A 13,521-nucleotide genomic window follows, 5' to 3' on the forward strand; every position below is an offset into this window, starting at 1 on the left:
GGACCGAGCATGCTCGACGTGCTCTCGCTTCTCGCGCTCGCTGCGGTCGCGACGGCTGTCGTCTGGAAGGGCAGTACGTGGCTCGAGACGTCCGCCGATCGGATCGCGGTCGGCTACGGCGTGCCGGCGGTCGTACAGGGGGCGATCATCGCCGCCGCGGGCTCGAGCATGCCGGAACTGGTGAGCGTATTGCTTTCGACGCTGTTGCACGAGGAGTTCGAGATCGGGGTCGGTGCGATCGTCGGCTCCGCGGTGTTCAACCTGCTTGTCGTCCCGGCCGCCGCCGTCCTCGCGGGCGACGGCGAGATGTCGACAGGGCGGGATCTGGTGTACAAGGAGGCGCTGTTTTACATGCTCTCGGTCGCCGCCCTCCTGTTGACGTTCTCGCTCGCAGTCATCTACAACCCTCAGGCCGGGACGGGCATTCAGGGGACCGTCACGCGGCCGCTCGCGCTGTTCCCGCTGGTCCTGTACGGGCTTTACGTGTTCACGCAGTACCTCGATACTGCCGAGCACGACGGCGAGACCGACGGCAGCGTCGATCTCCCTCGAGCCTGGCTGTGGTTCCTGCTCGGACTGGTGCTGATCATCGTCGGCGTCGAGGGACTCGTCCGGGCCGCGATCGGCCTCGGTGAGGCCTTCGGGACGCCCGCGTTCCTGTGGGGGATGACCGTCGTCGCCGCCGGCTCGAGCATCCCCGACGCGTTCGTCAGCGTCGCCGCCGCCCGCTCGGGCCGACCCTCGGTCAGTCTCGCGAACGTGCTCGGCAGCAACATCTTCGATCTGCTCGTGGCGGTTCCCGTCGGCGTGTTGGTCGCCGGGACGCTGGCTATCACCTTCGCACACATCGTCCCGATGATGGGATTTCTGATCCTCGCGACGATCGTCTTCTTTACGATCGTCCGGACCGACATGCTCCTGACCGAACGGGAGGGCTGGATGCTGCTCGTGCTGTACGGCTTTTTCGCCGCGTGGCTGGTGCTCGAGAGCGTCGGCGCGACGGACGTCGTCCCGACCTGAACCCGCCGCCTCCGACGGGTCACTGGGACGCTCGGCAGTGAACCGGTTGCAGTCACAGGGTAACGGCTTTTGCCCGTCGCGGCCGCCAGCTCCCGCCGCGATGGCTCGCTGCACTAACTGCGATAGTCCGGTCTCGTTCGACTTCGTGCGTGCGTACGGCGACGACGACACCGTCGACTGGTGTCCGCGGTGTCGCGACGACGCCTGAAAAAGCGGAACTGGAGCGACTACCTGTCGGTCAGCAGCCGCTGGAGGATGTCCCCGTAGGCGGGACGGGTGATGAGCACGCCGACGAGGACGCCGAGGATCGTGATGATCGCGAACCCGCGCAGGTCGCCGAGGCTCAACACGGCCAGCGGCGACATGGCGACGATCGTCGTCGCGGCGGCGGCGCCGATCACCCAGAACGCCTTGCGGAATCGCGACTCGAACACCCGCTGGGAGCTGACGTCGCCCTGATCTCTCACCTCGTCGGCGATGATGACCAGGTCGTCGACCCCCGTACCGACGACCGCGATGAACCCGGCGACGTGGGAGAGATCCAGCGGCATGCGGATCGCCGCCACGAAGCCGAGCAGGATGACCACCTCCGCCAGCGCGGTGAGGATCATCGGTATGGCGACCCGGGGGTCACGGTACCGCACGAAGACCGTCCCGCTGACGGTCAGCACCGAGATCACGCCGATGATCAGCGAGTACAGCTTGAACTGGTCGGCCAGCGCCGGCTCGATCGAGTACGTCTGCTGGCGATCGAAATCCAGCGGCGCGGTCAGCGCGCCCGATTTCAGGTTGACCGACAGCGAGTGGGCGGCCTGCTGGCTCGGAACGGTCATCTCGAAGCTGGGATCGTTCGTCCAGTCCCCGGACCGGAGGCCCGGAGCGAGACCACTACCCATGCTGTGTGCGTCGATGACCTCGCCGTCGACCACGGTGAGCAGACACCACTGCGGTTGATCGTGGTCGAAGTTGAACTCGCCGGCTTCCCGGTCGTGAATCGAGCACTCACCGACCCCTTCGGAGGTAAAGCCGTACTCGTTCATCGCCGTCTGGTACTCCTCGGCGGGGCTGGTTCCGTCCGGCCCCGCGGTGTCGTCGACGGTGACCGGAACGTAGTGGCGCTCCAGTCGTCCCGGTGGGTTGTCGAACGACGCCGATCCGATCTTGCGGAACTGATCGCCCCGGAGCACCGTCTCGTTGGTCTGGTTACCGCTTTCGTCCGGGTAGTACGCGACGATCTGGACGTTGCCGCGTTCGGTCAACACCTGCCGGAGTTCGCCGGGGCTCATCCCGGGCACTTCGGTAACGATGTAGTACTCGCCGCCGGCGGTCGCCTGCTGGTAGGCTGTACCGCCGCTGAGCCCGCCCTTGTTGATCCGCAACTCGATCGTCCGGATGATCTCGTCGCGCGTTTCCTGGGTGACGCCGTCCTCGATGTCGTCCTCGGTGACGTCGAGGCCGGCTTCCTGCAGGGCGGCGGCGAACTCCGCGTGGGTTACCTCGTCGGAGAACAGTTCGGCGGTAAAGCTGTTCTCGGACTCGTGGTACCGAACCTCCACGTCGACCGGCTCGAGATCGGCGTTCTCGTAGTCGTACTCTATCAGCGCCGATTCGACCTCGGAGACCCCGTCGGATTCGATATCGAGGTCGGAGGCCGTCATACCGACCGGCGGGGCGCTGATACGGGTTCCGCCGTCGAGGTTGAGGCCGTACTCGAGGTTGGTCGGGTTGTCGTCGACGCTCTCGTTGTCCCCGACGTAGCTGTCGTCGGCCATGAGACCGCCGGGGATAAACAGCGCGACGAGCGCGAAGCTGACGAAAACCACGAGCAGCAGGTTTCGCCAGTGTTCCTTGACGAACGCGATCGGATTCATGATCTCACCCCGTGGAACTTGTACCAGCGAAGCAGGCTCAGGTTCAGCATGTACGTGTTCATCAGGTCAGCCGCGAGGCCGACAAAGAGGATGATCCCGATCGATGCGAGCAACTGGACGCCGAACAGCCACGCGGCGATCCCCATCACGAGCATCGCGGACATCGACGTGATCGTCATCGTCACGCCGGTCCGCATCGCGCGGTAGGTACTCTCGTAGAAGTCCCCGCTGCGACGCAGGACGTGGTTGTTCAACAGGATGTCCGAGTCGACCGAGTAACCGATCAACATCAACAGCGCGGCGACCGTCCCGAGCGAGAGCGGAATGCCGGTGATCGCCATGAACGCAAGCGGGATCACGAGATCCGAAAACGCCGAGGCGACGATCGCGATCGACGGGACGAACGTCCGAAACAGCAAGAACGCGATAGCGCTCATCCCGACGAACGCGACGACGAGACCGAGCAATGCCGTCTGCTGGGTCTGCTGTCCGAAACTCGCCGAGGTCGAGGAGACCTGCTGAATGATAGCGGCGTCCCCGTCCTGACCGAGATTGGCCTCGGCCTGATCGCTCAACTCCTCCTGATCGGTCGAGGCGAACTGGACGATATACTGGTTGTCGGCCTGTGTCGACCGGACCGATTCGGGCTCTTCGTCGAACGCACCCGGAATATCCGCTTTCTGCGTCGTCGTCTGGACGGTCAGTTCCGTCCCACCTGCGAAGTCCATCCCCAGCTGAACCGGTGTTCCGTACACCAGAAACGACCCGCTGAGGACGATCAATGCGACCGCAAGAACTGCGAGCGGAACCGCCACGAGTTGGCGGTTACTGTACCGGGTGTAATCGATCTCCGGTACGTCGAAATACCCCATGTACCGGATATCTGGAAGTCAGCCGAAGTAAGCCTTCTCAATTTCTACAGCATGTTTCGTACCGAACAGTACCGGGCAATACGGAGGCCTGAAACGTCTCGAGCCCGTAGATCCGGCCATGACCGCCGAGTCAGAACGCCGGTCCGACCGAACCGGGACGGACGCGGCCGATCGGGTCGTGATATCGTATCCCGCGGATCTCTCGGAGTGGGGACGATTTCAGGTGGAGAAGCCGTCGTTTCGCGCGTTCCTGCGGAAGACCCGCGACCGGGTCCGCGAGGGCGACCGCTGGGAGGAGTTCGTCGGCGTCGGCTGCTGTGGCAACACGCTCGACGTCCCGCTGCGCGTCGAACGCGTCGAGGGCGGGAGCTACGTCGGCGAGGAGACCGACATCAGCTACGAGGTCCGCGAGGCCTGCGGGATCGAGGGTAGCTGGCGGGTCCAAAGCGAAGACGGACCCAACCGGGCCTGACCCCGCTCAATCGGGCAGGTAGCGAACGCTCAACACGCCGTCGGCGGGCGAACGACGCACCTCCACGCGGACCGCCTCGAGCCGGGCCGCTCGAGCGATCGTCTCCTCGTCCTCGAGAACGTCGGCGGCGGCGGACTCGACCTCGTCTTCGGGGACCCGGAAGACGTGGATCTCCCCGGTGCCGGCGCGTTCCGTCTGGACGAGATCGCCGACGTCGGCGTCGGCGGCCAACTCCGTGGCGCGTTGGGTCGGCTCGAGGTCGCTGTCGACGAGTTCGATCGAACGTCTGTCCTCGATCGCGATGACTTGCCAGGTGACCTCCAGCGGCGGGTCCGGCGCGACGGTCGCCTCGACGACGTCGTGGACCTCGAGGTCGGGGTTCGAGGCGAGGGTGTGAACCTGTGCGGTTTCGACGTCGCGGACGACGGCCGACTCGGGTTCGGCGTGGGTAACGACGAACGTGCCCGTCTTTTCTGCCATGGGAGGGCGTAGGCGCGGGATCGTTTTCGGGGTTTCGTCTTCGGGCATACGGGCCGTCGTCCGAATCAGTGTGCGGACATCTCGGAGACGACGTTGACGCAGTAGACGCCGGCGATGATGAGGAGGATGCCGACGAACCCGACGCCGTCGATCGGTTCGCCGAACACGACGACGCCAACGGCTGCGACGCCGACGATGCCAAGCGCGGCCCACGTTCCGTACACGACGCCGATCGGTACGTCGGTAAGCGTCAGCGAGAGCAGATAGAACGCGAGGCCGTAGCCGACGACGACGCCCAGACTCGGCAGGGGTTCCGAGAACCCGTTCGAGAGCTTCAAGGCGGTCGTTCCGACGATTTCCGAGGCGATCGCGCCGGCGAGCAGTACGGACGGGTTCATACCGGTATCCTCGATCTGTTCATGGATATACGCAGTGGAACGAACTGCCACTTTCGATCCGTTGCAGCGACTCCGCCCCGGTTTGCCGTACGTATTTAGTTGCGGACGGAAACCACCACGTATGACGGCGTTAGGCGAACTCGGGCTCTCGAGTTACGAAGAAACGGTGTATCGGACGTTGCTCGTGACGGGGGCGGTAACCGCAACCGAACTCTCGAACGCGAGCGGCGTCCCCAGAGGGCGGATTTACGACGTGCTCAACGGACTCGAGTCGCGCGGCTTCGTTCGAACGCAGTCGGACGGCCCGAAAACGTACGCCCCGGTCGATCCCGAGACGGTCGTCGACAGGCTTCTCGCGGAACGTGGCTCCGAACTGACACGGGAGTGGCGGCGCTACCGTGAACTCGCCGAAGCCGCTCGAGCGGATCGGCTTCCCCGGCCGCCGACGGAGAGTAGTTTCTGGCCCGGAACCCTCGGCGGTGACGACATGCGAACGGCGCTGTCCCAACACGTACGGACGGCGACGGACAGCGTGCAGGCTGTCGTCGGGCCGCCCTACGAGAACGCGGCGTGGGAGACGCTCCAAGCGGAGTTTGCGGCGTTTTTCGACGGCGCAAACACGGATCTCAGCGTCGATCTCCTCGTCAGCCACGCGGTACTCGACGTCCTCCCCGAGACCTTCCCGCGGTTGCTCGCCGAGAGATCGGTCGACGTCTCCGTCAGAACGGTTGCGGACGTCGGTCTCTCGTTCGACGTGATCGATCGGACGGAGACGACCGTCGACATTCCCCATCCGATCGCCGGCGACGATCGACTCGGGATCGTCGGCATCAACGACGCCGATATCGTCGCGGAGTTCGAGCGGCACTTCCAGCGGCTGTGGACCGGCTCGGAACCGGCGTTCGAATGAGCGCCCCGACTGCTTCAGCCGCTCGAGCAGTTCGAAACCCGTTACGGAACGCCTTTGACGCCGGCGGTCACGTGCTTTCCCATGGACGTCGACATCGGTAACGCGCTCGCGTCGGTCGCGTCGCCGGGCGTTTCGAGAGCGGCCCTCGAGCGCCTGGACGAGCAGGTCGCGGACGCACACGAGCGTATCGAACGCGGAATGACAAACGGAGAGCACGGCTACGAAGCGTTGAATCTCCCCCAGCGGACCGATCCGGACGAGATTCGGACTGCCGTCGAACCCGTCGCCGACGCCGACGCGCTGATAACCGTCGGTATCGGCGGGAGCGCGCTGGGCGCGGCGACGATCACGAACGCGCTCGCGGATGAAAGCGACACCGAAACCGTCTTTCTCGACAACGTCGACCCCGAGTGGGTCTCGAGTCACCTCGAGCGCCTGTCGCTCGAGGACGCGGCGATCAACGTCGTCTCGCGCTCGGGGACGACCGCGGAGACGCTGGCGAACTTTCTGGTCGTCCGGGAGGCCTTCGAGTCGGCGGGCGTCGACTGGACCGAGCGAACGATCGTCACGACCGGCGAGTCCGGTCCGTTGCGAGACCTCGCGGAGCGTCACGACCTCCCCTCGCTGCGGGTTCCCGACGGCGTCCCCGGTCGGTTCTCCGCCCTTTCGCCGGTCGGGATGGTCGCCGCGGCCGTCTGCGGGCACGATCTCGAGGCGCTGCTCGAGGGCGCTGCCGCCGAGGCCGAGGCGCTTGCGGGGTCGCTGTTCGACTGTCCGGCCTACGCCTACGGCGCGACGGCCTACGCGCTTGATGCTCGCGGTGCCGGGACGAACGCGATGGTCCCGTACGCCGAGTCGCTCGAGACCTACGCCGAGTGGTTCGCCCAGCTGTGGGCCGAGAGCCTCGGCAAGGACGACCTCGGACAGACGCCGGTACGCGCACTCGGCGTGACCGACCAGCACTCGCAACTGCAACTCTATCGCGCCGGACCGCGTGACAAACTCGTCACGTTCGTCACGCCCCAAGAGAGCGAGGACCGACCGATCCCCGAAACGGACATCGCGGACCTCGCGTACCTCGGCGACGCGTCGCTCGGGGGCCTGCTCGAGGCCGAGTTCGAAGCCACCGAAGCCAGCCTCGCCGCGGCCGACCGACCCAACGTGCGCGTGGAACTCGAGCGCGTCGACGAGTACGAGATCGGCGGGCTGCTCTACGGTATGGAAGCCGCCTGTGTTCTCGCGGGGGAACTCTACGGAGTGAACACCTTCGAACAGCCGGCCGTCGAGTGGGCAAAGCGGGCGACCCGCGGACTGCTCGGGGGCGGCGAGTTCGACGAGGCCGAGGCCGTCGCCGAGAAGACGGAGCTTCGCGTCGAGCGATAACGATCGGGCCGGGACGCGATCGTCCGTCCAACGACGGGGTGTGGTCGTCCCGGTGGGCTCGGTCATATACGACAAAATGTCACGCGTTCCCGTGTCTCAGTGTTTCACAACGGTGACACGATCGAAAAGCCCTAATCGATGTCCGGAGTACGTCGGCGTATGGGACACAGTATGGGTCTCGACTACGGCCGGTGGACGAAAAACGGGTTCTTCCTCGGTCTCTCGATGGTTATCATCGGGGCCGCGCTCGCCGGACTCGGCACGTACGTGTTCGGTTCGATCCCCGCGTGGGAACGTACGCTCGCGATCGACATGATGCTCGTCGGAATCGCCGTCGGCTTCTCCGCGGTCTTCGGGTTCGGTATTTTGCTCCCGCTTACCGAATAACGCGATCGGCTCCCTGATTTCGAGTCGCCGCCTCGAGTCTCGTTGCGGCCGTCTCCGGCGGCAACGAGTGATCGAGCGCGCGCGTGACCGTCCGGTTGCGGTGACCCTATGGTGGTCCGCCCGAAACGACACGTATGAGCGAAACTGCACGGGCCGACGCCGGCCCGGCCGTCTCCGGTACCGTTCCCGGGATCGGTACCGTTTTTTCCGCGGTGGCGATGGCCACCGCGCTCGTCCCCGTTCGTCGCGGCGTCGACGACCCCCTCGTCTGGATGACCGCGGCGTTTGCCGTCGCAGCCGTCCTCGCGTTCCTCGCCAGCCGTCACGGTGCCCTCGAGCGCCGCGTGGCCGCCGCGGGCGGCGTTTGCTCGAGTCTCGCGGTCGTGGTGCTATCGGGATACGCCTTGAACCAGGGAATCGACGCTCCGGTCGCGCTTCCAGCGGTTTCGTGGTCGGTTCCGTTGCTCTTCGTCGGCTTCCTTGCGGCGGGGATCGCCGCCGGAGTCGGGGTCGCTGACTACTTCGGTATCGATACTGCCGGGCTCAAAACGCGAAGTCGAACGACGCTGGTACTCGGAGTATTCGGCGTCAGCGTCTTGTTCGTCTCCCAGTTCGTGATGACTCTGCTTGCGGTTCCGGCGATGGCCGCCCTCGGGGAGCTAACCCGGACGCAACTCGTCGTGATCGGACAGCTCGGGATGGCGCTTGGAACGGGTGCCGTCGCCGCCGGCTATCTCGCCTTCCGTGAGTACGACCTGTCGTACATCGACCTCCGCGTTCCGAGCACGCGGGACGTGCTCTGGATCGTGGCCGGCATCGTCGTCCTCTTTGGGGCGCTCGCTGTAATCTCGCTGCTCTTTCGAGCGACCGGCGTCGAGAGCGCGGAGCACGGTACGGCCCAGCAAGCCCAGCAGACGCCCGAGATCCTGTTGGTACTGGTCCCGGCATCGATTCTCGTCATCGGACCGTTCGAGGAACTGCTCTACCGGAACGTGATCCAGAAATCACTGTACGAGACGTTCTCCCGCGTCGGGGCCGTCCTCGTGGGCAGCGTCATCTTCGCGTTCGTTCACGTTCTCGCATACGGGACTGCCGGTGCGGGACAGATCATCGCCAGTCTGGCCGTGATCTTCGGTCTCTCGCTCGTCCTCGGGGGGATCTACGAGCGGACCGATAACCTGTTCGTCCCGGCGCTCGTCCACGGCATCTACAACGCGGTGCTCTTTGCGAACCTCTATCTCACGTACGTCTGAAAATCGGCAATTCACTCGCGGTCGACGAAGACGCCGATCACCGGACCGCACGGACCGGCGGGTTACGAGGGGTTCTTTCGTGCAAGCTCCGAACCGCAGATCGGACAGCGGTCCTTCTCTTCGTCGAACTCGCGCCCACAGCCCTGACACTGGTAGTGCCAGTGGCGCTGTTCTTCGATTCCCTCCCGGGCGATCACCTCGACGGCGACGTTTAACTTCTCCGCGACGTTTTGCATCGCGTAATCGTCGGTCACGAGCGTGCCGTCGAGTTCGAAACTCGCCGCGACGAGACGCACGTCGGTGTCGGACAGCACTCCGAGGTCGCCGGATTCCTTGGCCGCGCGCCGGACCTTCTCCGTGGTGTCGTCGTTCGGAATGTGGATGTGCATTCCCGACCCTTCCATCGCGTCGTAGCGATAGGCGCTCTCGTCCTCGAGTTCTTCGCGGACGAGGGGGATGGTTGCAGTCTGTTCTGTCGTGTGGAAATCGTGAATAAAAGCCGAGGAGTCGAGGACGTACATACCGTTAGCGCTGGACGACAATGTAGTCTTTCACCGCCTGAACGCGGCTGACGGGGACGAGAAACCGGCCGTCGTCGTCGACGTCGAAGTCGACCGACCGGGTCGAGAGCTCTTCGTCGGGTTCGATGACGAGGTTACGAAGCGTCCCCGACTTGAGTTCCATCGTGATGTTGTAGAGCAGTCCCAGTTCCGTCCCGTCGGAACCCATGACCGATTTGCCCGAGAGGTTTTCAGCGAGTATATCGCTCATGCATACCCGTACTTACTAATCGGTATTAAACGGTGGGGGAGCGGAATTCTCGATCCCGGTCTTGCGGGGTCGATCGATACTCACGACCCGGCAGCGTTCGGAGTGGTCGAACCCGCCGGAACCGATGCTGATGACGATGGGTTTAACTACCGCTCTGCCGACGCCTTAGATAAGACCTTCTCGGGTGGTTCACCATGTCGAATACGGATACGCGCGACCCCACATCTCTCAGAACACCGATCGTCGCCGTCCTCGGACACGTCGATCACGGCAAGACCAGTCTCCTGGACAAGATTCGCGGCTCCGCAGTCATCGAGGGCGAGGCGGGCGCGATTACGCAACACATCGGCGCGACCGCCGTTCCGCTGGATATCATCTCCTCGATCGCGGGCGACCTCGTCGACCCCGACGACTTCGATCTGCCCGGGCTGCTGTTTATCGACACGCCGGGACACCACTCCTTTACCACGCTTCGTTCGCGCGGTGGCGCGCTCGCGGACATCGCCATCCTCGTCGTCGACGTCAACGACGGGTTCCAGCCCCAGACGCTCGAGGCGCTCGACATCCTCAAACGCTCCCAGACGCCGTTTATCGTCGCTGCCAACAAGATCGACACCGTCCCGGGCTGGAACGCAAACGAGGACTCGCCGATCAACGACACCTACGAGTCCCAGTCCGACCGCGTGCGATCGCGCCTCGACGAGCAACTCTACGAGATCATCGGCAACCTCTCCGACGAGGGCTTTTCCGCTGACCTGTACTGGCGCGTCCAGAACTTCCAGCGCAACGTCGGCGTCGTCCCCGTCTCCGCGATGACCGGCGAGGGCGTGCCGGACCTGCTGACGGTCATGATGGGGCTGTCACAGCGGTATATGAAAGGGGAGATGGAGATCGACGTCGCCGGACCGGGCGTCGGGACCGTCCTCGAGGTCAAAGAGGAGAAGGGCTTCGGGAAGACGATCGACATCGTCCTCTACGACGGGACGATCAAGGAAGACGATACGATCGTCGTCGGCGGCCAGAACGATCCGATCGTCACCGACGTTCGTGCGTTGCTCCAGCCCCGGCCGCTGGCGGAGATCCGAACCGAGAGTCGGTTCGAAACGGTCGACGAGGTCGGCGCTGCGGCCGGTATCAAGGTCGCCGCCCCCGAACTCGAGGACGCGATGGCCGGCGCGCCGGTCCGTGTCGTTCGCGACCGCGACCGGGACGAGGTCGTCCGCGAAGTCGAAGCCGAACTCGCGGATATCGCCGTCGATACCGCCGAGGAAGGGGTCGTCGTCAAGGCCGACACGCTGGGCAGCCTCGAAGCGATGGCCGACGCCCTAGACGAGGCGGAGGTTCCGATCGTCCGCGCGGAGGTCGGCGACGTCGCGCCGCGTGACATCGCGGTCGCTTCGACGGCCGAGGATCCGAAACAGCAGGCGATCCTCGGGTTCAACGTCGACATCCTCGCCGACGCCGAACATCGTGCCGACACCGAGGACGTGGCGGTGTTTACCGACGAGGTCATCTACCAGCTCGTCGAGGAGTACGACGAGTACGTCGAGGAGATCGAGCAGGCCCAGCAGGACACGATCCTCGAGAACATCACCCGACCCGCTCGATTCCGCATCCTGCCGGATCACACCTTCCGCCAGAACGATCCCGCGGTCGTCGGCGTCGAGGTCGATGCCGGCACCTTACAGAACAACTCGAACGTCGTGACATTCGAGGGGAACGAGCCCGAGCGGGTCGGCCAGATCAAGGGGATTCAGGAACAGGGCGAAGACATCGACGCGGCCCGCAACGGGGACCGCGTCTCGGTCGCCATCGACGGGCCGACCGTCGGCCGCGACATCGAGGAGGGAGACCGACTCTGGACCGAGATTCCCGAGAAACACGCGAAGATCCTCGAACAGGAACTCGCGAGCGAAATCCCCGGCGACGAACTCGAGGCGCTGAACATGTACCTCGACAAACAGCGCAACCGGGATCCGTTCTGGGGCAAGTAATCCCTCGCGTTGGAGCCGACCGTTCGGTGTGGCTACTGCTACTGGTCCGTGGTGACGACGTCTCTCGGGGAGTCAGCCGTCGCGGGTGAGACGCGACGGTACAGTCGCTCGAGGGCTTCCATCGTCCGGTAGACGGCGTACTGCTCGACTGCCGATCGCGTGTTTCGATCCGTTTCAAGACACGACTCGATGGCCGCGGCCATCGCCTCGCGGTCCCCATCGACGAAGCGCTCGCCGTTTTCGGGGCCGATCGTCCGATCGAACGGCGGGACGTCCGGAGCGACGACCGGCGTCCCGCAGGCGTTTGCCTCGAGCGTCGACAGCCCGAGCGTATCCGCCGTCGAGGCCGTCACGAAGACGTCGATCGAGGAATAGAAGTGCGGCAGCGCTTCTCTCGGGAGGAAATCCCGGATCGTCACGTTCGCCGGCTGCGCTCGCTCGAGTCGGTCCCGGAACGGACCGTTGCCGACGATGACGAACTCGTAGTCGGGACGGGTCGCCGCGAGGTGGAGGATCTCATCGACGTTTTTCTCCATGCTGAGTCGACCGCTGTACCCGAGGACGGTCCGGTCGGGATACCAGTCCGCCCCGGTCGGCCGGAAGAACTCGATGTCGATTCCGACGGGGAGGGGAACGTGTTCGACATCGCGACTGATCCGGTTCGTTGATGCGGTCACGACGTCGAAGCTCCGCAAGAACTCGGTTTCGGCCGGCACGTAGAGGGTCCGGAGGAGGGACGCGACCGCCTTCGATTTCACGCTCTGGTGGAAGTACTCCTCGATCGGGGTGTGGTGTGTGTAAATCGCCGGCACATCGTGCTTCCGGGCGTAGTATCGGCCGAGGAGGCCGACCGCTGCCGGCCCGTGACAGTGGACGATGTCGAACTCGGGAAGCGTCGACGGACGACGGACCAGCGGGATCCGGTAGCCGGCGTAGAACGGGTTCGGGACGGACGGGACCGGAAACTCCCGCACGCCGGGTTCGTACTCGCCGTCCGGGTAGACGACGGACACCTCGTAGCCGCGCCGTTCCAGCTCCCGCCGCCAGAGGTCGATCGTGTACGTGACGCCGTCGATCTCGGGAAAGAAGCTGTCGGTAAAGAAGCCGACGTTCATTCATATCATCCTCAAGGACACCGCTTCGTGGAATGGAGGGATTCGGTCATCGACTGCCTGTCCGTGACGGTCACGAGGGGGATACTGAATGCCGTTCGTTGCGGGCGCATCGCGTCGATCGACCCACCAGTACAAGACGCTCCAGCCCGTCACAAAGTAGGTGAGACTCTGTTGAAGGGTTTAACCAAGCAATTGAGATAGCATAGATCAAAATAGATCACTATTAACAGACGACAGTGACAAGCGAATCTCCCAACACGGATGAGCGGAACGTTATCCCGTAGATAGTAATTGTTGCCACAATTACCACTTTATTGGATATTCTCACACTCGCCCCTCCTACCCGTGGACAGTATAGTAGACTCCGGAAATAACGAAGAGGAGACCAAACATCATTACGACCACTTCCTCACGAGGAATCTGAGGAATTCCCCAAATACCACTAGATATTAAAATCACGCCGGTTACGAGAAACGAAGATGACGTTATCTTTTGGATATTTATTTCGACCATACCGCTACATATAGTATAAGACAGTAAACACTTTGTGGTAGTAAACAACCTCGGCACGGTGGCCCGGAGCTTTGTTGGTTCC

The 13,521-nt window shown here is 64.0% G+C and carries 15 protein-coding genes; 8 read left to right on the top strand and 7 right to left on the bottom strand.

All coding sequences use genetic code 11. From position 1 onward, the window contains the following. Window positions 1-9: 9 nt before the first annotated feature. Both TX80_RS08580 and TX80_RS20145 read left to right on the top strand, forming a co-directional pair. Window positions 10-1,020 (top strand): sodium:calcium antiporter, encoded by a 1,011-nt coding sequence (locus tag TX80_RS08580; RefSeq protein WP_049922689.1) that lies wholly within the window; start codon window positions 10-12, stop codon window positions 1,018-1,020. A 100-nt stretch (window positions 1,021-1,120) separates the two neighbouring features. Beyond that, a complete protein-coding gene (locus TX80_RS20145; RefSeq protein ID WP_449271531.1) occupies window positions 1,121-1,228 on the top strand; it encodes a DUF7563 family protein in 108 nt (35 codons plus the stop codon). Window positions 1,229-1,247: 19 nt separating this feature from the next. Here the strand turns inward: TX80_RS20145 and TX80_RS08585 are convergent, their stop codons facing one another. After that, window positions 1,248-2,891, bottom strand: coding sequence for a preprotein translocase subunit SecD (locus TX80_RS08585; protein ID WP_049922690.1), 1,644 nt, complete (start codon window positions 2,889-2,891; stop codon window positions 1,248-1,250). Further along, window positions 2,888-3,763, bottom strand: a complete 876-nt coding sequence (gene secF, locus TX80_RS08590; RefSeq protein WP_049922691.1) for a protein translocase subunit SecF — start codon at window positions 3,761-3,763, stop codon at window positions 2,888-2,890. The genes TX80_RS08585 and secF overlap by 4 nt, the downstream gene beginning before the upstream one ends. A 118-nt stretch (window positions 3,764-3,881) precedes the next feature. Here secF and TX80_RS08595 point away from each other — a divergent pair, with 118 nt between their 5' ends. Beyond that, window positions 3,882-4,235 carry a hypothetical protein gene (locus tag TX80_RS08595; RefSeq protein WP_049922692.1) on the top strand — a complete coding sequence of 118 codons (354 nt, stop codon included), beginning with the start codon at window positions 3,882-3,884 and terminating at the stop codon, window positions 4,233-4,235. A gap of 6 nt (window positions 4,236-4,241) precedes the next feature. Here TX80_RS08595 and TX80_RS08600 read toward each other — a convergent pair whose 3' ends face one another. Then, entirely contained in the window at window positions 4,242-4,715 is a 474-nt protein-coding gene (locus TX80_RS08600; protein ID WP_049922693.1) for a DUF5812 family protein, read from the bottom strand. A 65-nt stretch (window positions 4,716-4,780) separates the two neighbouring features. Continuing rightward, entirely contained in the window at window positions 4,781-5,113 is a 333-nt protein-coding gene (locus tag TX80_RS08605; RefSeq protein ID WP_049922694.1) for a DMT family transporter, read from the bottom strand. A gap of 121 nt (window positions 5,114-5,234) precedes the next feature. Between TX80_RS08605 and TX80_RS08610 the strand changes: the two genes are divergently transcribed. From TX80_RS08610 to TX80_RS08625, 4 genes are all read left to right on the top strand, one after another. Then, entirely contained in the window at window positions 5,235-6,023 is a 789-nt protein-coding gene (locus TX80_RS08610; RefSeq protein WP_049922695.1) for a TrmB family transcriptional regulator, read from the top strand. An 81-nt stretch (window positions 6,024-6,104) separates the two neighbouring features. Then, on the top strand, window positions 6,105-7,406 hold the full coding sequence (locus TX80_RS08615; RefSeq protein WP_049922696.1) for a hypothetical protein: 1,302 nt from the start codon (window positions 6,105-6,107) through the stop codon (window positions 7,404-7,406). Between the two features lie 159 nt (window positions 7,407-7,565). After that, window positions 7,566-7,793 carry a DUF7860 family protein gene (locus TX80_RS08620; RefSeq protein ID WP_049922697.1) on the top strand — a complete coding sequence of 76 codons (228 nt, stop codon included), beginning with the start codon at window positions 7,566-7,568 and terminating at the stop codon, window positions 7,791-7,793. A gap of 134 nt (window positions 7,794-7,927) precedes the next feature. After that, a complete protein-coding gene (locus TX80_RS08625; RefSeq protein WP_049922698.1) occupies window positions 7,928-9,046 on the top strand; it encodes a CPBP family intramembrane glutamic endopeptidase in 1,119 nt (372 codons plus the stop codon). A gap of 62 nt (window positions 9,047-9,108) precedes the next feature. On the opposite strand, the gene TX80_RS08630 is transcribed toward TX80_RS08625, so the two are convergent. Beyond that, entirely contained in the window at window positions 9,109-9,567 is a 459-nt protein-coding gene (locus TX80_RS08630; protein ID WP_049922699.1) for an NOB1 family endonuclease, read from the bottom strand. Between the two features lie 4 nt (window positions 9,568-9,571). After that, window positions 9,572-9,817, bottom strand: coding sequence for a PRC-barrel domain-containing protein (locus TX80_RS08635; protein ID WP_049922700.1), 246 nt, complete (start codon window positions 9,815-9,817; stop codon window positions 9,572-9,574). Between the two features lie 194 nt (window positions 9,818-10,011). Here TX80_RS08635 and infB point away from each other — a divergent pair, with 194 nt between their 5' ends. Next, a complete protein-coding gene (gene infB / locus TX80_RS08640; RefSeq protein WP_049922701.1) occupies window positions 10,012-11,811 on the top strand; it encodes a translation initiation factor IF-2 in 1,800 nt (599 codons plus the stop codon). Window positions 11,812-11,849: 38 nt separating this feature from the next. Here the strand turns inward: infB and TX80_RS08645 are convergent, their stop codons facing one another. Continuing rightward, window positions 11,850-12,926, bottom strand: a complete 1,077-nt coding sequence (locus TX80_RS08645) for a glycosyltransferase (RefSeq protein WP_049922702.1) — start codon at window positions 12,924-12,926, stop codon at window positions 11,850-11,852. Window positions 12,927-13,521: the final 595 nt, after the last annotated feature.

The sequence above is a fragment of the Halopiger djelfimassiliensis genome, assembly GCF_000455365.1.
GTDB lineage: Archaea > Halobacteriota > Halobacteria > Halobacteriales > Natrialbaceae > Halopiger_B > Halopiger_B djelfimassiliensis.